At 71.2% G+C, this 22599-nt stretch carries 19 protein-coding genes; 5 read left to right on the top strand and 14 right to left on the bottom strand.

The window, feature by feature from the left end:
* Window positions 1-179 precede the first annotated feature (179 nt).
* Entirely contained in the window at window positions 180-722 is a 543-nt protein-coding gene (locus A4E84_RS33955) for a DUF4232 domain-containing protein (protein ID WP_062931719.1), read from the top strand.
* Between the two features lie 618 nt (window positions 723-1340).
* On the opposite strand, the gene A4E84_RS33950 is transcribed toward A4E84_RS33955, so the two are convergent.
* From A4E84_RS33950 to A4E84_RS33915, 8 genes are all read right to left on the bottom strand, one after another.
* A complete protein-coding gene (locus tag A4E84_RS33950; RefSeq protein ID WP_062930202.1) occupies window positions 1341-2177 on the bottom strand; it encodes an SDR family oxidoreductase in 837 nt (278 codons plus the stop codon).
* A 113-nt stretch (window positions 2178-2290) separates the two neighbouring features.
* Window positions 2291-3757: a DUF6351 family protein gene (locus A4E84_RS33945; protein ID WP_418082237.1), complete on the bottom strand. Its 1467-nt coding sequence runs from the start codon at window positions 3755-3757 to the stop codon at window positions 2291-2293.
* Between the two features lie 63 nt (window positions 3758-3820).
* Window positions 3821-4150, bottom strand: a complete 330-nt coding sequence (locus tag A4E84_RS33940) for a DUF4387 domain-containing protein (RefSeq protein WP_062930200.1) — start codon at window positions 4148-4150, stop codon at window positions 3821-3823.
* Window positions 4143-5540, bottom strand: coding sequence for an acyclic terpene utilization AtuA family protein (locus A4E84_RS33935; RefSeq protein WP_062930199.1), 1398 nt, complete (start codon window positions 5538-5540; stop codon window positions 4143-4145). Before A4E84_RS33935 ends, A4E84_RS33940 begins: the two co-directional genes overlap by 8 nt.
* A gap of 42 nt (window positions 5541-5582) precedes the next feature.
* Window positions 5583-6569: a phosphoglycerate dehydrogenase gene (locus A4E84_RS33930; protein ID WP_062930198.1), complete on the bottom strand. Its 987-nt coding sequence runs from the start codon at window positions 6567-6569 to the stop codon at window positions 5583-5585.
* Between the two features lie 62 nt (window positions 6570-6631).
* Window positions 6632-7906, bottom strand: a complete 1275-nt coding sequence (locus A4E84_RS33925; protein ID WP_062930197.1) for an MFS transporter — start codon at window positions 7904-7906, stop codon at window positions 6632-6634.
* Window positions 7903-8817 (bottom strand): hydantoinase B/oxoprolinase family protein, encoded by a 915-nt coding sequence (locus A4E84_RS33920; protein ID WP_062930196.1) that lies wholly within the window; start codon window positions 8815-8817, stop codon window positions 7903-7905. The genes A4E84_RS33925 and A4E84_RS33920 overlap by 4 nt, the downstream gene beginning before the upstream one ends.
* Window positions 8814-9971 carry a tartrate dehydrogenase gene (locus tag A4E84_RS33915; protein ID WP_079129218.1) on the bottom strand — a complete coding sequence of 386 codons (1158 nt, stop codon included), beginning with the start codon at window positions 9969-9971 and terminating at the stop codon, window positions 8814-8816. The genes A4E84_RS33920 and A4E84_RS33915 overlap by 4 nt, the downstream gene beginning before the upstream one ends.
* 200 nt (window positions 9972-10171) lie before the next feature.
* On the opposite strand from A4E84_RS33915, the gene A4E84_RS33910 reads away from it, so the two are divergent.
* Window positions 10172-11098: a LysR family transcriptional regulator gene (locus A4E84_RS33910; protein WP_237305039.1), complete on the top strand. Its 927-nt coding sequence runs from the start codon at window positions 10172-10174 to the stop codon at window positions 11096-11098.
* Between the two features lie 37 nt (window positions 11099-11135).
* Window positions 11136-11567, top strand: coding sequence for a DUF6083 domain-containing protein (locus A4E84_RS44065; protein ID WP_335340847.1), 432 nt, complete (start codon window positions 11136-11138; stop codon window positions 11565-11567).
* A gap of 73 nt (window positions 11568-11640) precedes the next feature.
* Here the strand turns inward: A4E84_RS44065 and A4E84_RS33905 are convergent, their stop codons facing one another.
* Both A4E84_RS33905 and A4E84_RS33900 read right to left on the bottom strand, forming a co-directional pair.
* Entirely contained in the window at window positions 11641-12552 is a 912-nt protein-coding gene (locus tag A4E84_RS33905) for a YceI family protein (RefSeq protein ID WP_062930194.1), read from the bottom strand.
* A 137-nt stretch (window positions 12553-12689) separates the two neighbouring features.
* Window positions 12690-13532, bottom strand: a complete 843-nt coding sequence (locus A4E84_RS33900; RefSeq protein ID WP_062930193.1) for an NmrA family NAD(P)-binding protein — start codon at window positions 13530-13532, stop codon at window positions 12690-12692.
* Window positions 13533-13627: 95 nt separating this feature from the next.
* Here A4E84_RS33900 and A4E84_RS33895 point away from each other — a divergent pair, with 95 nt between their 5' ends.
* Complete coding sequence (locus A4E84_RS33895; RefSeq protein ID WP_062930192.1) at window positions 13628-16453, top strand: tetratricopeptide repeat protein; 2826 nt, start codon at window positions 13628-13630, stop codon at window positions 16451-16453.
* Window positions 16454-16465: 12 nt separating this feature from the next.
* Here A4E84_RS33895 and A4E84_RS33890 read toward each other — a convergent pair whose 3' ends face one another.
* Genes A4E84_RS33890 through A4E84_RS33880 form a run of 4 tightly spaced genes read right to left on the bottom strand, consistent with a single transcriptional unit; the run spans window position 16466 to window position 20337 of the window.
* Entirely contained in the window at window positions 16466-17560 is a 1095-nt protein-coding gene (locus A4E84_RS33890) for a maleylacetate reductase (RefSeq protein ID WP_062930191.1), read from the bottom strand.
* Window positions 17557-18426 carry a dioxygenase family protein gene (locus A4E84_RS33885; RefSeq protein ID WP_062930190.1) on the bottom strand — a complete coding sequence of 290 codons (870 nt, stop codon included), beginning with the start codon at window positions 18424-18426 and terminating at the stop codon, window positions 17557-17559. The genes A4E84_RS33890 and A4E84_RS33885 overlap by 4 nt, the downstream gene beginning before the upstream one ends.
* Window positions 18423-18572, bottom strand: a complete 150-nt coding sequence (locus tag A4E84_RS43105) for a hypothetical protein (RefSeq protein WP_159029646.1) — start codon at window positions 18570-18572, stop codon at window positions 18423-18425. Before A4E84_RS43105 ends, A4E84_RS33885 begins: the two co-directional genes overlap by 4 nt.
* Window positions 18565-20337 carry an FAD-dependent oxidoreductase gene (locus A4E84_RS33880; protein WP_062930189.1) on the bottom strand — a complete coding sequence of 591 codons (1773 nt, stop codon included), beginning with the start codon at window positions 20335-20337 and terminating at the stop codon, window positions 18565-18567. The genes A4E84_RS43105 and A4E84_RS33880 overlap by 8 nt, the downstream gene beginning before the upstream one ends.
* Before the next feature lie 507 nt (window positions 20338-20844).
* Between A4E84_RS33880 and A4E84_RS33875 the strand changes: the two genes are divergently transcribed.
* Window positions 20845-22560: a sigma-54-dependent Fis family transcriptional regulator gene (locus A4E84_RS33875; RefSeq protein ID WP_062931718.1), complete on the top strand. Its 1716-nt coding sequence runs from the start codon at window positions 20845-20847 to the stop codon at window positions 22558-22560.
* Window positions 22561-22599 lie beyond the last annotated feature (39 nt).

Below are 22599 nucleotides of genomic sequence, written 5' to 3'. Positions count from 1 at the left end.
CGGGTTCACCACCACTCCGCCGAGCCCGCGGACACCTCCGCGCCGCTCAACGTTGAAGACCCAGAAATCAGGGAGTTGTCCGGCCGCGCACTGAACCCCTTCCGCACATTGCGCATCTTCAGGTGCGTAGGCGCGCGCTGACCTCGCGCGCCGATCCACAGGGGAGGGGAACCCTCATGATGAAGAACAAGCTGACCGTTGTGGCCCTTGCGGGTGTCGTCGTCGTGGGCGCTGCGGCTGCCGCCGTCCCGGCGTCGGCCGCCCCCGCCAAAGCGGAGCCGACCCGCTGTCACACCGCCGACCTGAAGGCCGGCTTCGCCACGGGGGGTGACGCGAGGCCGGAGATGGGACAGAGCGAGAAGCAGACCCAGGCGTACATCTGGTTCACCAACCAGAGCAAGCGCACCTGCACCCTGTCCGGTTTCGCCGGTGTCGACATGGTCGGTGCTCAGCAGAGCGACGGCACCTGGTCGCTGGCGCGCTCTTCCAAGGCGCCCGTGAAGATGACCCTGGAGCAGGGCGACACGGTGGACTTCAGCATCACCCTGCTCCCCGTGGCCGAGTCCACGCCGCAGAAGGAGAAGTTCGTGCCGGCGAAGTTCCTGGTCACTCCTCCGAACGAGACCAAGCACTTCACGCTGACGTGGCCGTTCGGCGGCCAGATCCTCAAGCAGGACGGCGCCACCCACCCGGCCACCTACCTCAACCCGATCGGTAGGTAACCGGTTGGACAGCTTCTGAGCTGCCTTCAGCCCGGTGGCCACCGCAGGACCCCGACATCAGTGGATGGCTCAGGGCGTGCGGTGGCCACCTCTGCTTGCCGCCCTCTGCTGAGGCCGGCCGCAACGACGTCACCGACCCACTGCGCTTGGACAGCGTCCGGGTGCGATACCTGCCGAACGCGGCGGGGGCAGGGCAAGGACGGCGTCCCATGCCGGATCTGGGCGTGAACCTGCGGATCGCTCGGCCGGGCCCGGCGCACGCCCCGGCCCGGGCGCTCAACGTCGCGTCACGGAGCAGGCGTTCGCCCACCTGTAGCGGTTCCGCCGCCTGCGGATCCGCTGATGGCATGTCTCGACACGCGACACCCAGGAGGCGATCGTCGCCTACTCCGCGCAACACAGCGCCGAAGAGCAGGCCCATCGCCTCATCGACCTCCTCATGGACGCGCTGACCAAGGACTCCCCCGCGAGCTGAACCCCGACTGCAACTGGCCGGCCGGTTCGTCGGGACAGACGCAGGACACCTGGTCGGTCGAGGTCTCGGGGCTGAACAGCGTGCGTCGAGTCGTCACCGACCTCCTCGTCCGCTCCGGGACACACGTCCACCGGCCAGAGGAATCACTCCGCGTCGCGATGCGCCACCCCGAGGGCGATGTCGCGATGCGCGTCGTGTTCGGCCAGCCGGGCGACGAGCGATGCCCGTACGTCCTCGAAGGTGTCGGACCCCAGGGGCAGACGCAGCGGCGCGTCTGCCGAGTCGACGAGGTCGATCATGGCCTGCGCGATCCTGTGCGGGTCGTTCGGCAAGGGGAAGTCGCCCGATGCGATGGCGCGCCGCACCTCGCCTGCCGGGGTGTTCACGTACTCCGGCATCACGGGTGCGGTGTCGAGAGCACCGGCGAACCCGGTCGGGGTGGCGCCGGGTTCGACAATGGTCAGGCCGATGCCGAACGGGGCGATCTCGCGAGCCACCGTCTCGCAGAAGCCCTCGATTCCCCACTTCGACGCGTGGTAGTAGCTGAAGTTCGGATAGGCCGTCTGGCCGCCGGCGGTCGACACCTGCACGATGCGTCCGTGCCCCTGCGCGCGCAGATGCGGCAGAGCTGCGCGGATGACGTGGATCGACCCGAGGAGATTGGTGTCGACCACACGTCGGATCTGCTCGTCAGTGGCCTCCTCCACGGAGGCGAAGACGCCGTAGCCGGCGTTGTTGACGACCGCGTCGATCGTGCCGAGCGCCTTGAAGGCGTCCGCTACGACTTGGTGGATCTGCTCGGTGTCAGTGACGTCGAGCCGGGCCGACCAGAGGCGCTCACCATACTGAGCACGCAGATCGTCCAGTACCTCGGGCCGACGTGCGGTGGCGGCGACCCGGTCACCGCGAGCCAGCAGCCTCTCGGTGAGCAGACGCCCGAAACCCGAGGAAGTACCGGTGATGAACCATGTGGTTGACATGGCGCTCCCTTCATCGATGACAGCCACGTCAGGAGTCCGGATGGGGGCGTGACGGCCCCAGCTGCGACCGACGCCGTGACCGCGTAGGTGACTTGCGGAACCGTTCGGCCGTTTCAGGGCGCGATGCCCACGCCCTCGATGCGGCTCCACGCCCGTTCCCGCGCCGCGGACATGGCGGGCCAGTGCAGGCCCCCGGGCCGGGGACGGACCCGGGAGGCGAGCGGGTCGGGGCCGAAAGCCGGATCGTGGAAGCAACCGCCACCGTGGGCGGTGTCGAACGCGCTGCACGAACGCGCGATCGACCTGGGAGTGGGCTTCTTCCCGGTGCGAGACCATGTGTCCAATGCCGCCAGGGAGTTGGCGTACTCCGCGTTGCTGAGCGCGCTGTGCTCGCTCTCCCTCGTGAAGGTCTGGACGAGGTTCCCGCTTCGGCCGGCGGCCTGGACCGTCGCGCGGTAGGCCGCCTCGTGCTCGACGAAGACCTGTGGGTCGTCGATCGCGTGCAGCGTGAGGACCGGCAGTGGTATCCGTCCGGTGAGGTCACTGTCGTAGGAGAGGTCGCGGCGCGCGGCGGGGTCAGCCGAGAAGCGGGCCACCCCTGCGTTGAGCGCCTTGTCGTCGTGTGAACCGTCGTAGCGGACCCCACGGTTGCTGAAGGGGTTACGGCCGTCGAGCCGCTTGTGCACGATGTCCTGGAGGAGGAAGGCCGCGTACTGCATGTTCGTGGCGAGCGAGTGTTCCGGGATGCGGGTGACGGACAGGATGTCGTCGAGGTTGCGCTGCTGTCGCGCCGTCCGGCCGGCCGGCTCGGAGTCGATGCCGGTGCACTCATGGAGTCGGGCGTGGACCTTGTCCGGTGCCATCGTGGAGTCGGCGGGCAGTCCTTGCCACAGCGGGTACTGCGTCTCGGTGGGACGGGGCAGGTTGCGGCAGTAGTACTGGTAGACCAACCGCAGGTCCACGCGCGTGTCGTAGCCGCGCGAGCCGCCGGCCAGGAAGCCGTTGGTCAGGAGCACCCCGTCGTAGGCGCCAGGCTTCCCACCGTAGGTCTCGGCGGCCTTGGCGGCGACATTGCCGCCCCAGGACTGGCCGTGGAGGTAGGTACGGTCGGGGCGGCCGAAGTGGCTGACGAACAGGCGGCGTACGTTCTCCGTGTCGGCGGCGGCCATCCTCACCCCGTAACCGCCGCGCCGGTACGAGGAACCCGCCCATGCATAGCCCTCGTCGGCCATCACCGCCCAGCGTTCCAGGTCCTCGGTGGGGGTGGACTCATCGTAGGAGAAGTCGGGACCGCCGTGGGCGTGGACGACGAGGGAACCGTTCCAGTCTTCGGGGACGGCCATGGTGTAGTAGGCGCCGTTGGCGTCCCGGCCGGTGTGGCACGTGGCCTTCTCCGCCAAGTGGCCCGGGCAGGTGGCGGCGGTGGGGTGCGGGGCGGCGGACGGGGTGGCGGGCGCGGCGCCCACGGTGCCCACGGCCGCGGCCACGGCCGCGAGCAGTGCCGTCAACTTTGCCGAGCGGCGTGCGCGGGCCCGGGGTCGGGCACGGGTAACCGGTTCGGGCACGGCAAGGGGGTTCAAGGAACTGCTCCTTCAGATGCTGGTGGGGAGGGTGAGTCTGTGAAGTGCCGCGTCCGGACGGTGTCAGGTGGCGGGCAGGGGCAGCACCGCCAACGGCACATGGTGCTGACCGGAGTGGACGTCACGGTCTCGCAGGGATGCCTGGCTGACAGGACGCGGGAAGGAGATCTTGACGACGTTCAGCGAGGGGATGCGGAACATCTGCACGTCGGCCTCGTCGATTCCGTAGAGCCGGGCGACGGTTCCCTCGTTGAGGAACGTCTCGTCGGCCGCGATGCGATAGCCGTCCGCGTCACGCAGGAACAGCTCCATGGTGACCCAGAACGGTCCGGCGTTCTTGGACCGGACCTCGTACGCCAGGTCTCCCAGGGTGGTGGGGGTGGCCTCAGCCATGGTGGGGGACTTCCTCGATCTCGGTGCGGAACATGTCGACGGGGGCGAGGGTGTCGACGACGTGGTTGAGTACGAACTCGTACGCCGGACCGCGCTCGACTTCCGCCGGTGAGGTGGCGAACGCGAGGCTCGGCAGGTGGTCCATGTCGGCCGTCGGCAGGTGCAGCATCAAGGGATTGGCGATTTTCGCGACGGCGGTGGCGGTGCTCTGGTCCGGTGCGTTGACGAGGAGCATGACTCCCACCTCGCGAGGCGGCCCCCATGCCGGATCGAGATCCCCGAGGATGGCGTTGTGCCCGTAGAGGCGCAGGTCGAAGGCGTATTTGTCCTCGCTCAGGCCGATCGTCTGTTCCACCCGCTGTGTGATCATCGTGCGCATGAGATCGGCCCAGTCGTCGATGTTCGCCAGGATGTGCGGGTCCCGGATCGCGCTGAACGACATGGTCTCGTAGCCGGTGATCCGGGCGCCTTCGAGCTTGATGGTGTGCTGGTCGGCGACCTGGAACTGCGAACCCTCGACTCGCACCGTGCGCTCGTCCAGGGCGGTGTAGACGGCGTCACGGACGTCCAGCGTCCCGTCCGGCTCCCGCATCTGAAACGGGTTCACCGTCTCGTACAGCATGTGGGCGGCCACCAGTATCGGGGTGCAGGCGACCGTCGGGTCGAGCGGCTCGATGGTGAAGCCGTCGGCGTCGATCGTGGCCAGCACCCCGCCCGCGCGCGGATCGCTGGTGCACTGCCCACCGCACTCGATGATTTTCGCTGCATGCCAGGCCGGCCCGGCGGGCATCCCCTTCATCAGCGGATGGGCGGCGGCGATGGCGGTGTCCGTGGCGCGCCCGGCGAGCACGACCTGTGCCCCGGTCTCGAGGGCAGCGACGATCGGCTCGTGCCCCATGGCTCCGACGATGTGTGTACAGCTCCGCAGCGTTTCCGGCTCCAGTTCGCCCAGTGGGGGCAGGGCGTGGATCCGCCCCTCGGCCAGGCGTTCCAGGAGTGCGCCGGTGTCCTGCTCGCTGTAGATCCGCGCCACCCGCAGCCGCAGTCCCTCGGCCGCCAGGATGTCGGCGACGATGCCGGCGACCCAGTCGACACCGGCATCGGTTCCACTGGTGCCGCACGAGCCCACGATCAGCGGAATACCGGCGCCTGCCGCGGCTTTGAGCAGGATTCGGAGGTCACGGGCGACCGCAGCCCGGGTGGTCTTGGGCTGTGACGCGCCGAGATAGTAGGGACCGGAGTCGGTGCTGCCCCCGTCGACGGAGATGACATCGGCGCCGAGCGCCAGGCCTCGCTCGATCGTGGCCTCGGGAAAGCCGGCTCCGAGCATGCCGGTCGGTGCCAGGACCTTGACCTGGTCAACCCGTTCGTTTTCCGTTTCGTTTTCCATGTTCCTCTTTCCTCTTGGTGCCGGGCGCGTGGCGGGTGGGTGTCACCCGTCGGACCGGGCGGTGGCCGTGCGGGGCAGCAGATGGGCGTTCACCGCGAAACGGGGGCGGCCCTCGAGGGCGGCCACCACCTCGGCGGCCCCTGCCAGGCCCGCGGCGGCACGGGCTTCGGCGGTCTGGCCCGCGAGATGGGAGAAGACGACGATTCCCTCGACGTCCCGCAGCGGGCTGTCGACCGGGAGCGGCTCCTCAGTCACCACGTCGAGGGCCGCCGCTGCGATCTCGCCGGTGCGCACGGCGTCGGCCAGGGCCCGTTCGTCGACGACGGCGCCCCGCGCGGTGTTGACCAGTACCGCAGTCGACTTCATCCGCCGGAAGGCGGAGGCGTCCAGGAGACCTCGTGTGCGGTCCGTCAACGCGGTGTGCACCGACACGTAGTCGGACGCCGCCAGCAGTTCGGGGAGCTCGACGAACCGCACCGACGGGTCCGGCCGTTGGTCCTCCGGCACACCGGTCGTGCAGAGCACCTTCATGCCGAAGGCCCGGGCCAGCGGCACCACGGCGCGCGCAGCCGACCCGTACCCGATCAGGCCGAGCGTGGAGCCACGCAGTTCGTGACCGTCCTCCCTCGGCCACCGGCCGGCAGCGACCCCCGCCGCGCTCTGCACCAGCCGCCGCGCGGCCGCCAGCAGCAGACCCAGGGTGTACTCGGCCACGGCGTTCGCGTTGATTCCCGGCAGGTTGCTCACCGTGATGCCGAGCCGGCCGGCGGCGGTGATGTCGATCGAGTCGTAGCCGACGCCGGTTCGCACGATGGCGCGCAGGCGAGGCGCCTCACGAAGGACCTGGGCGGTCAGGGACTCATGGCCGACGAGCGCGGCGTCGATCCCGTCGAGGGCGGCGACGAGTTGCTCGGGCCCAGGCCGTCCGATGAACGGCACGTGTACCGTCGTGTGGCCGTGCGCCCGGAGATGGTGATCGGCCTCGTCGTCGGGCCGCAGATGGTCGGTGGTGATCAGAATGCGGGGCACGGTTTCCTCGTCTCTGGCTGCGCCGGGCGCCGAATGGGCGCCGCGCTGCGTGGAGGGGCTGACTACTTCGCGAGGGTCGGGACGGCGCGCCGCTGCAGCACACCTATCCTGGCTACGACGACGATCGACAGCGCGGCGACGATGGCGATGTCCATGAGCATCAGGGGCCAGCCGCTGATGTCGACCATCCCGCCGACCACCGCCGGGCCCACGAAGCCGCCGCCGGCCCAGCCGACGGTGTACATACCGGCGTAGGTCCCGAAGACCCGCGCCGAAGGTGCCAGGTTCCACAGGACGACCACCGCGTTGACCAGGAAGCAGGCCGCGCCGGCGGCCGCGAGGCACAGGGTCACGGTGGCCCCCGTCGGCGTCTGGATGAGCGTCCCCAGGACCATGGCGCCGGCGAAGACCGACATGCCCAGGGCCATGACCCGGAGCCGTCCGTGACGCTCGGCGAGCACGGCCGCCGGGTAGGCCGCCAGGATGAAGGCGATGCCGCTGGGCAGGGTGATGCCGCCCGCGTCTCCTCGTGACATGTCCAGGGCTTCCATCCCGTACGGCGTGATCAGGGAGCGGGACGCGGCCCATGCACTGCCGAAGAGGAGGATCGCGAGGAGCAGTAGGAGCCGGCTGCGGTCGGAGTCCTTGACGATCTCGATGAAGGTGTCCCGGACCCGTGGTTCGATGCGCTCGGCATCGCCCTCCTCTTCGCACTCGGCCACCGCCGCCTGGTAGGCCGGGGACCGGTTGTCGCGCACGGTGGCCGCGAGCACCCCGATCGAGATCAGCATGATGACAGCGGGGATCGCGAAGGCCAGGCTCAGGTGGTTGTCGACCAGGAAGATGCTGATGAACGCGGCGACGATGGCCGTGACGCTCGAAGCGATCTTGACCACGGCGTTGGCCCGGCTCCGTCGCTCGGGTGCGATGAAGTCCGGTACGAGCGCCTCGGCGATCGGCTTGAAGGTGTTGGCGACGAGCGCGTACGAGAACAGCACCGCGATCAGGAGCGGCAAGGACCCCGCGCTGTGCGGGATGAGGATGAACAGCGCGGCAGCGGTCGGCATCCCGACCACCAGGTAGGGCATCCGCCGGCCCCAGGAGGTCCTCGTCCGGTCGGACCTGTTGCCGATCCACGGCTGGATGAAGATGCCGAGCAGGTTGTCCATCCCCATCAGCAGACCCACGACGGCCGCGCTGGTGAGGTGCTCCCGCAGGAGCGGCGGAACCTGGGATTCGTAGAAGTTCCAGGTCGACTCCTGTGCGAAGACCGCGAGTGCGACCAGGAACGTGATGCGCCGGGTACGCGTCGGCCGGCCTGCTGACACCGTCGTCATACGGGTCGTCCCTTCGCGCCGCCACCGTGCTGGACAGCTGCTGGACAGGTTGTGCGTGCTGGTGGCGTGGAACGTTCAGCGTCGAGTTCGTCGTGAAGGGCACCTGGGGAACCGCCGGTGCAGTCGATCCCGATCTCCTCGCCGCGAACGGTCACCGTGCAGTCGATGGGGGTGGGGTGGCCGTCGACGCCGTCCGCGTCCAGGGCTGCGCGATGGACACCGTCGGGCAGGTCTCGGACACCTGCCCGCATCGCGGCGTCGGTCACCGCGTGGACCTGGGCCGCGAACGCCTCGAAGTCCTGCTCACGGAAGTCGGTGAGAACTTCCCGGGCGCGTCGGCGGCACACGGCGTGCACCGCGGCCTGCGCCTCCAAGCCGCCCCAGACCTGGTCCGCCCGTCGCACGCTCGCCGACGGCAGGTCCTTGACCCCCGGCTCGACCCACCCGGCAGGGAACAGCCGCAGCGAAGGAATCAGGACGCCCTCGCAGAGCGGCTCGATGGCGTTCATCGAGGGCGTGCCGCCGATGCCCTGTGAGTGCGCCACGGTGCCCGCGAACGCGACGAGCCGTCCGCGGTGCAAGACCGGGGAGATCATGGCGATGTCGGGCACGTGCCCGGTGGCGATCCACGGGGCGTTCGTGATGACGCTGTCGCCGTCCTGCCAGTCGTCCGCCGGGAACCGTTCGAGGACCAGCTCGGTCAGTGAACTCATCAGGGCGGGGACGCCGGCCCGCGGCTCGGCCATCGCGCAATCCGCGCGGTCCATCAGGAAGACGGTGCAGCCGTTCGACTCCCGGGTGATCGCGGGGAACGCCGTGCCCAGCATCGTCGAGGCCGCCTCGTCGGTGGCGGCTGCGAGCCGGTCCCAGCACAGCTCAACGCCGACCGGGTCGGAGACAGATCTGGTCATAACGCCGGGATCCCTCCTTCGACCGCGCGACCGGCCGGGTCGCCGGCCGCCCCTCCCCCGCCATGGCCGGCGAGCGGCCTCGCCGCGATCCGGGCCGCGATGGCCTTCCCCAGCCCCACCGTGGTCCCCGGGCCCCCGAGGTCGGGGGTGACCACATGGGGCTGCTCGTCCAGGACGTTCTCGATCGCCGCCACGACGTGCGCGGCCGCCTGGTGCTCGCCGAGGTGGGCGAGCATCATGGCACCGCTCCAGATCTGACCGACGGGGTTGGCGACACCGAGACCGGCGATGTCCGGCGCCGAGCCGTGCACCGGCTCGAAGAGGCTGGGGAAGGAGCGGTCGGGGTTGATGTTGGCGCTGGGGGCGATGCCGATCGTTCCGGTACAGGCCGGGCCCAGGTCCGAGAGGATGTCACCGAACAGGTTGCTGGCGACGACCACGTCGTACCGGTCGGGCTGGAGGACGAACTTCGCGGACAGGATGTCGATGTGGTCCTTGTCGGCGGTCACGTCCGGGTATCGGGCGGCCATCTCGGTGGCGCGCTCGTCCCAGTAGGGCATGGAGATCGAGATCCCGTTGCTCTTCGTCGCCCAGGTCAGGTGCTTGCCCGGGCGCGACGAGGCGAGTTCGAAGGCATAGCGCAGCACGCGGTCGACGCCGGTCCGTGTCATGACCGTTTCCTGGACCACCGTCTCGCGGTCGGTGCCCTCGAAGATCCGGCCGCCGATGCTGGAGTACTCGCCTTCGGTGTTCTCCCGCACGACGTAGAAGTCGATGTCGCCCGGCCGGTGGTCACGCAGCGGACTGCGGACGCCGCGCAACAGCCGGACGGGACGCAGGTTGACGTACTGGTCGAAGCCCCGCCGCAGCTGGAGCAGGCTGCCCCACAGCGACACATGGTCCGGGACCACCTCCGGCCATCCGACCGCGCCGAAGAAGATCGCGTCGAACGCACCGAGTACGTCCCGCCAGTTCTCGGGCAGCATCGTGCCGTGGTTCAGCCAGTAGTCGGCACTGGCGAACTCGAAGTCCGTGACGTCGAGTTCGAAGCCGTGCGCCTCGGCAGCGGCTCGCAGGCACCGCAGTCCCTCCGGGACGACCTCGCGGCCGATTCCGTCACCCGGAATCGCCGCGATGCGATAGGTCTGCGGCACGACATCACTCCCCGTCCATGTGATTGATGCGCAAGTGAAGTGGCGGGCACTGCCTGCGGAGGCGTCCCGGCCACAGCGCGACTGGGTCCTACCTTGGCCAGCGGCGACAGCCGTTACAAGCCCGTAATCGGCAAGGTACGTTTTCCCCCATGGAAAGCTCTCGGCGTTCTGGCCGCCCCTGGCCCAAGAGCCGTTCAGTCGTGGATGACTTGCGGTTCTTCCACGTGGTCGCGTCGAGCGAGACGCTGACGGCCGCGTCGCGTGAACTCGGTTGCTCGCTGCCCGTCGTCAGCAAGCGCCTCAGCGCACTGGAGCACCGCCTGGACGTCCGGCTCGTGCAGCGCGGCGCCCGCCGGCTCGTGCTGACGTCGGAAGGCGAGCTGTACGCGGCGCGCGTCGAGGCGATCCTCGACCAGGTACGCGAACTGGAAGACACCATCACCGACACGGCCGGGGGGCTGCGCGGGTCGCTGGTCGTCGAAGCCACCCTGGGCCTCGGCCGTGCGCACATCGCGCCGCTGCTCGGCGAGTTCGCCGCGGCCCATCCCGAACTGCACGTCCGGATGCAGACGTCCGCGCTTCCGCTGCGGCCCCACCAGCGTGAGTTCGACGTGGCCGTCCACGTCGGCATGCCGCCCGATTCCTCACTGCGCATGAGGCGCCTTGCCAGGAACCGGCGGGTGCCCTGCGCGTCGCCGTCCTATCTCGCCAGGCACGGCACCCCGGCGGGGATCGAGGATCTGGCGCACCACGACTGCATCGTGCTGCGGGAGAACGAGAGCGATTTCGCGCTGTGGCGCTTCGGGGACGCGGACTGTCCCCGGCATGTGCGGGTGCAGGGCAGCCTGTCCAGCAACGACGGTGACGTGGTGACCGGCTGGGCGCTGGAGGGCCGTGGTGTGATCATGCGCTCCGAGTGGCACGTCGGACCACATCTGGAGCGAGGCGAGCTGGTCAGGGTCCTGCCGCACCTGCCGACACCGGCCGCCGACATCTATGCCCTGCTGGAGGAGGACGGGCACGTCCCGCGACGGGTCAGCGCACTCCTCGACCACCTCGCCGCACGGCTCCCGCTCCGGCTGGAACAGGCACAGGAGCGGCCCGCGGGGTCGCGGAGCGCCGACTAGAGCCCGGCTGCCCCAACGAGAACTACGACCTCCTCGAATGGGCAGAGAACCAGGCCGAAGACCTGGAAGACCTGTGGGAATTCGAGAAGAAGCCGACGCAACCGGAGGTCGCAGGGTCCCGGGTCATCCCATGGGCGACCACGGACAACGGAGAATGCCTCAACCGGCTTGTCCGACGCCTCTCGGCCTCGTTCCCCGTGCTGCGTTCCCCGTGCTGCACCTGAGTTCCGTCAGCTCGGTGGGAGGTTGGATCACTCTGTCGGACGGCCGGGTCACGGTGTACGGGGTGTGCCCGCCGGACAGATCGCAGCGCTGCCGGATCGAGCACTGTCTGGCGTGCTCGAAGCAGCCGGCGCCGGATCTCTGGCCGTGTCTGACGGCCCTGCGCGCGGAGCATGCCCGGGCGGCGCAGCGACGGACCGGTCCGGAACCGCCCCGCCCGCCGCAGGAGTGGCCCAACGCCGGGTAGACGCGGCTCACCCGTGTGGCGGAGCCGAGGGCGCGAAGGCCGGCCCGGGCCCTCAGAGGCCCGGGCCGGACCACTACTCCGGCGGAGTAGGCGTGTCATGGGTGCGGTACATAGCCTGGACGTCGAGCTCCAGTTGGACGGTCGGGCCGACCACGGCGATGCCCCGGGCGAGCATGGAACGCCAGTTGAGCGTGTAGTCCTCGCGGTGCAGTTCCGCCGTCGCCAGGGCCGCGCAGCGCAACTCCTGGCCGTAGCCGCCGTTCACGGTGCCGAGGTACGTCGTGTCCAGGGCCACCGAGCGGCTGACGCCGTGCATCGTGAGAGAGCCCTGCAGTGTCCACTTGCTGCCGCCCCGGTAGGCGAAGCGCGCGCTCGTGAAGTCGATGTGCGGGAAGCGCTCGACGTCGAGGAAGTCGGCGGACCGCAGGTGGTTGTCGCGGGTGCTGTTGCCGGTGGTGATGCTGGATGCGTCGATGCGGACGTGGACGCGGGAGTCGGTCATGTCCGGGGCTATCCGGATGCCGCCCTCGAAGCGTTCGAAGCGGCCGTGCACATGGGCCATGCCGACGTGCTTGGCGATGAACCGGATCGCCGTGTGCGGCGGGTCGAAGAGCCAGGTTCCGGGCGTCGGCAACTGGAGCGCCTCGGCGGGCTGCAGCCAGACGCGTTCGGTGGCCGGGGTGCCCGGGCCCGTCTCGATCGTCTCGCGGTGCGGCCGCAGGCCCTCCGCCGAGATGAGCAGGCTGTAGCGGCCGGGCGGCAGCGTCGCGAGGAAGTAGCCGTACGGGTCGGTCGTGCCGCGGGCGGCGACGCGGTGGGTGTCCAGGGCGGTGACGGTGACGTCCGCCGCGGCCAGCGGCGAGCCCATCGGGTCGACGACCTCGCGGGCGACTGCACCCGCGCCGGCGGGGAGGGGGAGGGCGAGGCCCGCCGCTGCGGCGGGGGTGCTCTTGAGCCACCGGCGCCGGAGCAGTGCGAGGGCCATGGTGGTCACCTTTCTTCGGGTGTGCGGCCGGCCGACGGCGGTTCATCGCACGCCTACGGCCGCACCTTGCTGCGGTCACACCCCCTTGTCGATCTTGACGGACCGGGCTCCGGCGCGGGTGTCTCAATACGAGACAGTCAGGACTGCCCCCTGAAGGCGTCCGCGTGTTCGGCGGCCCACTGGGCGAAGGTGCGCGCGGGGCGGCCGGTGACCTTCTCGACGGTGCCGGAGACCGTACGGCCCACCTCCGGTGTGTTCCCGTATGCCTCCAGCAGGAAGCCGATGACGTCCTCGGGGAGGCCCGCCGCCCGCCACTGCGCGAGGGCCTGCTGCTGCGTCAGCTCGATCAGGGTGACCTCCCGGCCGACGGCTGCGGCGATCGTCTTCACCTTGTCGCCGACGGTCAGCACCTCGGGGCCGGTGATCACGTACTCCTGGCCGCCGTGTCCCTCCTGCGTGAGCGCGACCGCGGCGACGGCGCCGATGTCGCCCTCGTGGACCATGGCGCTCAGCCGGTCGACGAACGGCTCTCGCACCTCGCCGGCTGCCACGATCCCGTCGGCCCACTCCAGGGCGTTGGCCATGAACTCGACCGGCATGAGCACGGTCCAGTCCACGCCGTCGTCGGCACGTACCGCGTCCTCCAGCGGGGTGGGACCGCCGCCGTGCAGCACGGTGACGCGGCGGACTCCGGCGGAGCGGGCGAGCTCCAGGAGCCGGGGGCCGGTCTCCAGCGGGCTGAAGGCCGCACCGCCGAAGGTGATCAGATGGAGGCCGGTGACACCCTCCAGGGCCGCGGCCAGGCCGTCCGGCTCGGTGAGGTCGCCCTCGACGACCTCGACACCGGCCGGAAAGGAGGCCTTCGCGGCGTCACGCGTCAGGGCACGCACCTCGTGGCCCCGGTCGAGCAGCTCGGCGACGATCTGACGGCCGACGGTTCCGGTGGCGCCGGTGACAAGAATCTTCTGCGTCTGGGTCATGTCGCGACCCTAGGAAGGCTTGCGGTCATCTTCTGTCCGTAAGTCTGAGAAGAGATGCCCCGTGTTCCCATACTGATGCGCAGGGGGTGGGCGCATTGGCGGAACGACGGCTCACGCGGCAGGACTTGGTCCGCCGTCGACGACGAAGCGGCTTCGTCGGAAGACGTGATGAGATCAGCACCTTCCGGACCAATCTCGGCCGGAATCCGGAGGCGGACGACTACCGGTTCCTCCACCATGTGCACGGCATCGCCGGTGTGGGCAAGACGTCTTTGCTGCGGCAGTGGGTCGCCATCGCCGACGAGCACGGCGCTGCCGCGGTGCACCTCGCCGATCCCGTTCACAGTGCTGTCGAGGCGATGGCGGCCATCAGCGAGCGGCTGAGCCGTCACGAGCTTCCGATGAAGAGGTTCGACAAGCGGTTGGCGCACTATCAGCAGCGGCTGCATGAGGCCCAGCAGGCGCTGAGAGCGCAGCCTCCTCAGGAGGAGAGCATCGGGGAACAGTCACCCCCGCCGTCCCTGCCCCGGACCATCGCGGCGCAGGTCGGTCTCGCGGGCCTCGGGATGGTACCCGTGGTGGGCGCGCTCGCCGGGGCGGTGGACGCGGCGCAGGTCGTCGAGGGGGCACATCGTTTGAGTTCCGCGGTCGGCGGCCGTCTGCGCTCCCCCGACGACGTGCGGCTGCTTCTGGATCCCGTCGGGGTGCTCACGCCGGTATTCCTGGCGGACCTGGCGGAGCTGGCGGAGCGGCGGCCGTGGGTCGTCCTCTTCATCGACGTGTACGAACGCACCGGCCCCGCACTGGATGCCTGGCTGCGCGACATCGCCTTCACCGATGTACACGGTGCGCTGGCGGCGAACGTGCAGATCGTGCTGGCCGGGCAGGGGCGTCTCGACACACGGTTCTGGGGCGACTGGCTGGACCTGGTCAACGACGTCAGCCTGGACGTCTTCACCGAGCAGGAGGCGCGGGCGCTCCTGGCCTTGCAAGGCATCACCGTCGAGCAAGTGGTGGAGGTGATCCTGCATCTGTCGGGCCGGCTGCCCGTTCTCGTCCACACGCTCGCGCAGGCGCGGCCTTCCGACGCGGGGGCGGTGGCTGACCCGTCCGGTACCGCGGTCGAGCGCTTCCTCAAGTGGGAGACCGACCCGGCTCGACGCACCGCTGCCCTGGCCTGCGCCCTTCCCCTTCGCTTCAACGAGGACGTCTACCGTTCCGTAGTCCCGCCGGAGGCCGTCGACCAGTATCCCTGGGTGCGCGGACTCGCCTTCGTGACCGACCGGGCCGGCCAGTGCCGGTACCACGACGTCGTCCGTACGCCCATGCTGCGTCTGCAACGGACGCAGTCACCCTCGCGCTGGCAGCAGGACCACACGTCTCTTGCCGAGCTCTACCGCTCGTGGCGAGTGCGGTGCGAGGAGGGGCTGCCCGAAGAGGACCGCTGGACCGATCCCCTGTGGCGTGACTACCGCTGCAACGAGACGTATCACCGGCTGTGCGCCGATCCCCGGCAAGCCCTTCCCGAGGCGCTGGAGGAGATCACCGAGGCATGTGAGCACGACGGAGGCGCGGTGCGCCGCTGGGCCCAGTTGTTGGCACAGGCGGCGGCGGACACGGCGGACGAAGCCCTGACCACGTGGGGGGACAGGCTGACGTCCGCTCCTGGGCAGGAAGCGTCGGCCGCGGTGGGCACGCTGGACGTTCTGCTGCGACATCCGGGGCTGCCCGCCCCCGGCCAGTTGCGGGCCAGACTCGTTCGTGGCCGGGCCCATCGCCGCGCTGAGCGATATGCCCAGGCACACGCGGACTTCGCCGCGGCTCTCACGCTGGCACCGGACCATGCGGTGGCCCACGTGGAGCGCGCCCTCACGTACCTGCTGACCGGCCGGCCGGAGCAGGCACGAGCGGACTACACACGCGCCATCGAGCTGGACCCGGAACTCGACTGGGCCTACGTCGGGCGTGCTCAGGCGCTGCGGATGCAGGGGCACGTCGCGGCGGCGCTGTCCGATCTGGACCGTGCCCTGGCGATCGACCCCGCATACGCGGCGGCCCACGCCGAACGCTCGCTGATCCTGTGGGAGACCCAGCGTCGGGACGAGGCCCTGCGGGGCATGACGCGAGCGGCACAGTACGCTCCGCCGGGCTCCTGGTACCGGCTGGCGATGCTTCAGTTCCTCGGCCAACTGGGCCGCCACACGGAGGTCGTCAAACACACCGACGGACTGCTGGCCGAGACCTTCCTTCCCTCCCCGCACCGGAGCGCACTCCTCGCCTACCGGGGCTGGGCACTGCACTGCCTGGGACGGGACGACGAGGCTCTGCCCCGGCTGGCACAGGCGACGGAGCTCGCCGAAGCACCGCCCGTCGCCTTCGCCCGCTACGGATGGGTGCTGTGGGAGGCCCACCGGCTGGAGGAGGCGGAGCAGTCGTTCAGTCGTGCCTTGGCCATGGCGCCCGACCACACATGGTGCCTCGGAGGGCGGGGCATCACCCGTCTCTACGACGGTCGCGCGGACGAGGCGATCGATGACCTCGCACGGTCGTTCGCCCTGCAGTTGGACCTCCCCGCCTCGACCGCGGAGGAACGGTGGGCGAGACCCCTCGTCGCACTCCTGCGCGAGCACATGGACACGGATCGTGCCGCCCTTGGCGCCGCGATCCGCCTTTCTGCCATCGTCTGTGTGCAACAGGAGTGGCCGGGACTGGCCCGTTCCGTCGCATCGGTACTTCTGCTGCGCCCCAGCCCGCGGCTCCTGGCGGGCGGCGTCAGGCTCATACGCCAGGTCGACGATACGGTTGCAGGCCATTCGGAAGACCGCCACGCCTGGATCATGAGACTCGCCGGGTCCGTCCTGCGTCTCATCGCCCGGCACTCCCCGGGTGGGAACGCGGCCGGCCCCACGGCGGGTCCGTAGAGCGGTTCCTGGCTAAGGGACGCTCCGTCGGGTGCGCTCCGGCGGGCCCCCTTCGTACGCGGCGAGCAGCACCCCCCGTACCCCCTCCGCCGTCACCTCCCGCGGGTTGGCGTACGGCTCGCCCGCGGCCCGGGCCGCCGCCGGGGTCACGTCGGCCTTCGCGAGGCCCAGTTCGGCGAGGGAGCGGGGGGCGCCGAGGCGGCCGGCCAGGTCCCAGAGGGCGCGGGGCACGTCGTCGGTGCCTCCGAGGGCGCGGCTCAGTACGGTCAACGCCTGCGGGGCGGCGGGGGCGTTGTGGGCGAGGGCGTGGGGCAGGACGACGGTGTGGGTCTCGGCGTGGGGCAGGCCGTAGGTGCCGCCGAGGACGTGGCACAGCTTGTGGTGCAGCCCCATCGTGGTCGTGCCGAGGCACGCGCCGCACAGCCACGCCGCGTACAGGGCCCGGCCACGTGCGTCCAGGTCCTCCGGGTCCGCGGCCAGCCGCGGCAGCGCCTCGGTCATCGCCCGGACGCCCTGCTCCGCCATGACCGAGACCAGCGGGGAGACGTCCGGGGCGTACAGCGCCTCGACGGCGTGCGCGAGCGCGTTGATCCCGCTGGTGACGGTCAGGGGGAGGGGCAGGGAGAGGGTGAGGCGGGGGTCGTAGACGACGCTGCGGGGCTGGACGACCGGGTCGCGGCCGGTGCGTTTGGCACCGTGCTCGGTCAGGCCCCACACCGGGGTCATCTCGGAGCCCGAGTACGTCGACGGCACGGCGATCAGCGGCAGTCCGGTGCGCAGGGCGATGGCCTTGCCGAGCCCGATGGCGGAGCCGCCGCCGACCGCGACGCTGCCGTCCGCACCGGCCGCCCGGACGGCAGCGACGGCCCGGTCGGCGTCCTCGACGGGCACGTGCATCCGCGCCCCGGGGTGCAGTCCGGCGCACCTGCCGCCGAGGGCGTCCGCCACCGTCCGTGCCACGGACCCGCCACGGCTGCCGCACACCACGAGCAGGCGCCTCAGGCCCAGGCGTGCCGCCTCGTCCGGGGTCGCCGTGACGGCCGCGCCGGGCCGGAAGACGACCCGCACGGGCCGGGTCTCGTACGTGAACTGCTCCTGGAACGTCATGCGGTCCGCTCCAGGACGAGGTCGAAGCTTGCGTGCCGGAAGGGGTTCGTCACGCCGAACTCCTGGGCCAGGGACGGGTCGTCGGTCTCTGTGAAGTCCTGGACCAGGCTCTGCTTGACGGCGAACACCGCGTCGGAGTCGAGGTAGTCGCCGCCGGCCACGAAGATGTGCGTGGTGACGGGCGTGTGGCCCTCGGCCTCGGCGATGAAGTGGATGTGCGCGGGGCGGTAGGGGTGCCGCCGTGTAGCGCGCAGCAACTCGCCGACCGGGCCGTCGGTCGGGATCGGATACGCCGCCGGGACGCAGGTGCGGAACCAGAAGCGGCCCTCGGCGTCTGCGGTGAACAGCCCGCGTCCGTTGCCCGCGGGCTGGACGCCGGGCTGCTGGACGTCGTAGTAGCCCTTGTCGTCGGCCTGCCAGACGTCGACGACGGCGCCGGGCAGGGGCGTGCCGTCTGCGGACCGCACCCGGCCGCTGACCACGCACCTCTCGCCGCCGCCCACCAGGTCGATGTCGTCGCCGAGCGCGCGGACCGGCGACTCGGTCAGGTGGAAGGGGCCCAGCACGGTCGACTCGGTCGCCTCCGCCGCGCGATCGCCGTTCAGGGTCTCCACCAGCATGGACAGGCCCAGGACGTCCGACAACAGGATGAACTCCTGCCGGGTGTCGGTGCAGGCCCGGCCGGTCGCCGTCAGGAAGGCGATCGCCCGCTCCCACTCCTCCCGGGTGAGCCGGGTCTCGCGTGCGAAGTCGTGCAGGTGGCGGACGAGGCCGGTGAGCAGCTCGCCCAGCCTCGGGTCCGCGGTCCCGCGCAGGCCGGCGAGGGCCTGCTCGGTGACATCGGCCCCGGTCGCGTCGGTGGTCATCCCGGCTCCTCGTCGTCGACGTCCGCTTCGTCCGGCACTTCCGAAGCAGCTTCCGGCTCTTCCGAAGCTCCCGGCTCTTCCGAGGCTTCGGACTCTTCCGAGGCTTCGGACTCTTCCGCAGCTCCCATGATGGCGCGCTCAGGCATGCCCGAGGATGCGCCGCAGCGCGTCGGTGAGCAGTTTTCCCGCGTCCTCGGCGAGCAGTTTCCCGGTGTCCGGACCGGCGCCGGCGTGCCGGAAGGCGACGAACCCGTCCGGGCGTACGAGGAGGGCGCCCGCGTCCGGGATCTCCCGCAGCCGCGCCCAGTCGCCGTACGGGTCCTCGTACGGCTGCCCGGGGCCGATCACCACCGTGGCGATCTCCACCTCCTGCGCCTCGGCCGCCCGCACCCAGGCCTCTCCCCCGATGCCGGTCAGCAGGGTGAAGCGGCCCCGGCCGATGGTGTCGAGGGTGGAGAGCGTGCGGGTGCCGGAGGTGATCCAGGCGTGGGGCAGCCGGGCGCCGGGCCGGGAGGACGACTGGTGGTACAGCTCGGGGTCCCGGGCAAAGCCGGGGTCGGGGGTGCCGTCCGGGACGATCGCGGCAGAACCGTCGGCGGGGTAGCGCTGGTTGAGGTCGACGCCGTGCGCGTTGAACTCGTAGACCTTGAAGGCGATCGCCTCGCGCAGCTTGGCCCGCTGCTTCTCGGCGGCCTCGGTGGCGTCCTTGCGGGCGGCGATGTTGGCCCACAGCTGCTCGGGGGTCTGCGGGGAGAGGCCGTCGAGGGCCTCGAAGACCGGGGCGGTCTCCCGGATGGACTGGTTGGCCCGGGTGACGATCTGCCGGCCGACCGGTGCGCGCTCGGCGGTGTAGCTGTCGAGCAGCCTGGGGTGGGCGGTGCCGTCGAGGACCAGTTTGAGCTTCCAGGCGAGGTTGTAGGCGTCCTGGATCGAGGTGTTGGAGCCGAGGCCGTTGGACGGCGGATGCCGGTGCACGGCGTCGCCCGCGCAGAAGACACGGCCGTTCGCATACGACTCGGCGTACATTTCGTTGACGGTCCACGCCGACGACGACCTGACGGTCACGGGGATGTCGTCGTCGCCGACGAGCTGCCGGACGACCGACTCGGCGTACTCGGTGGTCAGGTCGGGCGCCCCGGCGCTCACGTCGTAGCCCCAGACGATCAGCCACTCGTTCCACGGGCGCACGCAGCGCACCAGCCCCGCGCCGATGCCGCCGACCGTCGCGCCCGGGGCGAGGACCCAGTAGAGGGTGGACGGGCGGTGGGCGGTGTACTTGCTCAGGTCCGCCTCGAAGACGATGTTGATGCTGCCGGCCACACCCATCTGACCGCCCATCGGCAGCCCGGCGTCCGCGGCGACCTTCGACCGTCCGCCGTCGGCGCCGATCAGGTACTTGGCGCGGATCTCGTACGTGTCCCCGCGCAGCCGGTCGCGGACGGTGGCCGTGACGCCGTCGGCGTCCTGGGTGTGGGAGAGGTACTCGTTCTGGAAGCGGAGCCGGGTGCCGCGGGCGACGGCGGCGTTGACGAGGACGGGTTCCATGAGGTGCTGCGGCATGTCGCACATGCGGGTGGGGCTGGCGAGTTCGTGCTCGGCCTGCACGAGCGGGTCGTTGCCCCAGGAGCGCACCCGGCCCAGTTCCTCGCCCGCCAGGCTGGTGCAGAACGTCGTGTTGCCCATCAGGTGCTGCGGGGTGGCCTGGGCGACGACCTCCCGCTCCACGCCGAGGTCGCGCAGCACCTCCATGGTGCGCTGGTTGGTGATGTGCGCCCGGGGGGTGTCGGCGAGGCTCGCGTAGCGGGTCACCACGATGTTGGGGACACCGTAGGTGCTCAGGGCGAGCGCGGCCGAGGCACCGGCCGGGCCGCTGCCCACGATCAGGACGTCGGTCTCGACGACGGTGGACACGGGTGCTCCTGCGGAGGGGTCGGGCGGCGTGGAGTCATACGGTGGGGGAGTCGGATGTCCGTGATCATGGCGTGCTCCGGCGGGCCGCGGGTGTCTCATTACGAGACACCCGGTGCGGCGGGCCGTCTCCCTGCGAGTCCGCAAGTGGGGCGCGCCGTCCCTGCGAGTCCGCAAGTGGGGCGCGCCGTCCCTGCGAGTCCGCAAGTGGGGCGCGCCGTCCCTGCGAGTCCGCAAGTGGGGCGCGCCGTCCCTGCGAGTCCGCATGTGGGGCAGGCCGTCCCATCACGAGACCGTGCGGCGGGCCGTCTCCCTACGAGTCCGCAAGTGGGGCGCGCCGTCCCTGCGAGTCCGCATGTGGGGCAGGCCGTCCCATCACGAGACCGTGCGGCGGGCCGTCTTCCTCCGAGATCGCCGGTAGGGCGGGCCGTCCCATGACGGACACCGTGAGGCGGGCCGGACCCAGCAGTTGTTGCCCGTTCAACCGAACCCGCTACGGTGGTCCGTGCCGTGACCGCCACAGACCCCTCCCCCGCAGCCGCCGCCCGGCCCTCGCTGAGCGCCGCCCGCGAGCGGTTCCTGTCGGAGCGTCCGCTGCCCCCGGACGTCCCGGAGGAGGTCCTCGCGGCGTGGCGGCGGGCGCGGTTCTTCGGTGTGCCGCACGACTTGGCGGAGCCGGTGACGTCTGTGCCGCTCCCCGGGGAGTCGGTACTGCTCGATGCCGCCCGGCCGGTGCTCGACCGGATCGCCCCCGCACTGAGCCTGGACGGGTCGCTGCTCCTGCTGACCGACGAACGACTGCGCGTGCTGTGGACGGCGGGGAGCGTGCCCGGGCTGGATGGGTGCGCCGTGCTGTCGGAGCAGGAGGTCGGCAACAACAGCGCGGCCCTCGCCCTGCGCGCCCGGAGCCGGGCCGAGGTGCACGGGCCCGAGCACTTCCTCGACCGGTGGCAGGACGTGTCCGCGGTCAGCGTCCCGGTGCTCGGCCCGGAGAGCGGGCAGGTGCTGGGCACGTTGACGGTCGCGTCCCGGCTGTCCGCCGCGGGCCGGCCGCATCCACAGGCGGCGCTCGCCGAGGCGACGGTCGCCGCGGTCGAGACCGAGCTGCGGGCGCGGGCAGGGCGGGGCGAGCGGGTGCTGCTGGACGCCTACGTGCGGGCGGCGCGGGGGCAGAACCGGGCGGTGGCGGCCCTCGACGGCCGCAACCGGCTGGTCAGCGACGCGGCCCAGCGGCTGCTGACGCCCGAGGTCCTCGCGGTGCTGGAGCGTGCGGCGACCGGCGCCCGGGGCACGGACGTCACGGGCTTCGCGGAGCTGCCGGAGGGAGCCGGGTGCACCGCGCATGTCACGCCGGTACGCCTGAACGGCAGGACCCTCGGGATCGTGGCCGCACTGGACCCCCTCGACGATCCGGCGCCCCCGGCCCCGGCCTCGCCCTCGCCGGTCGCACTGACCGGCTCCTCGGTCCCCTGGCGGCACGCCGTCGGCCATGCCGTCGAACTGGCCCGCTCCCGGGAGCCCCTGCTGCTCACCGGCGAGCGCGGCACGGGCAAGTCGGCGCTGGCGCGGGAGCTGTTCGGCCCGGGCCCCGTCCAGGCCGCCGACGCGGCGCGGGACCCCGGCCTCGGCGAGGCTCTGCCCGCGTGGCAGCCCGGCCGCCCGCTCCTCCTCCGTCACGCCGAGCGCCTGGCGCAGCCCGGCGTGGCGGCGCTGAACTCCCTGCTCGACCAGCACCCGGACACCCGGCTGCTGATCACCTACACGCCCGGCGCACCGGTCGGCCCCTGCCTCGCGCGTCTGCTGGACAAACTGTCCGCCCGCTCGGTGACCCTGCCGCCGCTCCGCGAACGCACCGAGGACATACGGGAACTCCTGCCGGCCCTCGCACCCCGCACGGCGCCCGGGCAGCCGCCGCTGACCTGGACCCTGGACGCCCTGCGTGCGCTCCAGCAGTACCCCTGGCCCGGGAACGTCACCGAGCTGGCCCATGTCGTACGGGCCCTGGCGGAGCGGCGGCGGGCGACCGGGCCGGTGCGCCGGGCGGAGCTGCCGGACGCCGTCCGCGAGGGGCCGGCCGCGCGCCCGCTCAGCCCGATGGAGCACGCCGAGCGCGCCGCGATCCTGGAGGCGCTGCGCCGCCACGGCGGCAACAAGGCACGCGCGGCGGCCGCGCTGGGGATCGGCCGGGCGACGCTGTACCGCAAGCTGCGGGAGTACCGGCGCTGAGGTGCGGGAGGGATGACGCACAACAGCTCGGGCGGATCG

The organism is Streptomyces qaidamensis (assembly GCF_001611795.1).
GTDB classification, from domain to species: domain Bacteria; phylum Actinomycetota; class Actinomycetes; order Streptomycetales; family Streptomycetaceae; genus Streptomyces; species Streptomyces qaidamensis.
Note: the sequence above shows the minus strand (reverse complement) of the source record. Positions and strands in the feature narration are given on the sequence as shown.

Excerpts from the sequence above, each read along its gene's own strand:
- A4E84_RS43105 (WP_159029646.1), bottom strand. The coding sequence starts at position 18,572 with ATGCCTGAGCGCGCCATCATGGGAGCTGCGGAAGAGTCCGAAGCCTCG.
- A4E84_RS33955 (WP_062931719.1), top strand. The coding sequence starts at position 180 with ATGAAGAACAAGCTGACCGTTGTGGCCCTTGCGGGTGTCGTCGTCGTG.
- A4E84_RS33905 (WP_062930194.1), bottom strand. The coding sequence starts at position 12,552 with ATGGCCCTCGCACTGCTCCGGCGCCGGTGGCTCAAGAGCACCCCCGCC.
- A4E84_RS33900 (WP_062930193.1), bottom strand. The coding sequence starts at position 13,532 with ATGACCCAGACGCAGAAGATTCTTGTCACCGGCGCCACCGGAACCGTC.
- A4E84_RS33920 (WP_062930196.1), bottom strand. The coding sequence starts at position 8,817 with ATGACCAGATCTGTCTCCGACCCGGTCGGCGTTGAGCTGTGCTGGGAC.
- A4E84_RS33935 (WP_062930199.1), bottom strand. The coding sequence starts at position 5,540 with ATGGAAAACGAAACGGAAAACGAACGGGTTGACCAGGTCAAGGTCCTG.
- A4E84_RS33890 (WP_062930191.1), bottom strand. The coding sequence starts at position 17,560 with ATGACGTTCCAGGAGCAGTTCACGTACGAGACCCGGCCCGTGCGGGTC.
- A4E84_RS33885 (WP_062930190.1), bottom strand. The coding sequence starts at position 18,426 with ATGACCACCGACGCGACCGGGGCCGATGTCACCGAGCAGGCCCTCGCC.
- A4E84_RS33940 (WP_062930200.1), bottom strand. The coding sequence starts at position 4,150 with ATGGCTGAGGCCACCCCCACCACCCTGGGAGACCTGGCGTACGAGGTC.
- A4E84_RS33950 (WP_062930202.1), bottom strand. The coding sequence starts at position 2,177 with ATGTCAACCACATGGTTCATCACCGGTACTTCCTCGGGTTTCGGGCGT.
- A4E84_RS44065 (WP_335340847.1), top strand. The coding sequence starts at position 11,136 with ATGGGCAGAGAACCAGGCCGAAGACCTGGAAGACCTGTGGGAATTCGA.
- A4E84_RS33925 (WP_062930197.1), bottom strand. The coding sequence starts at position 7,906 with ATGACGACGGTGTCAGCAGGCCGGCCGACGCGTACCCGGCGCATCACG.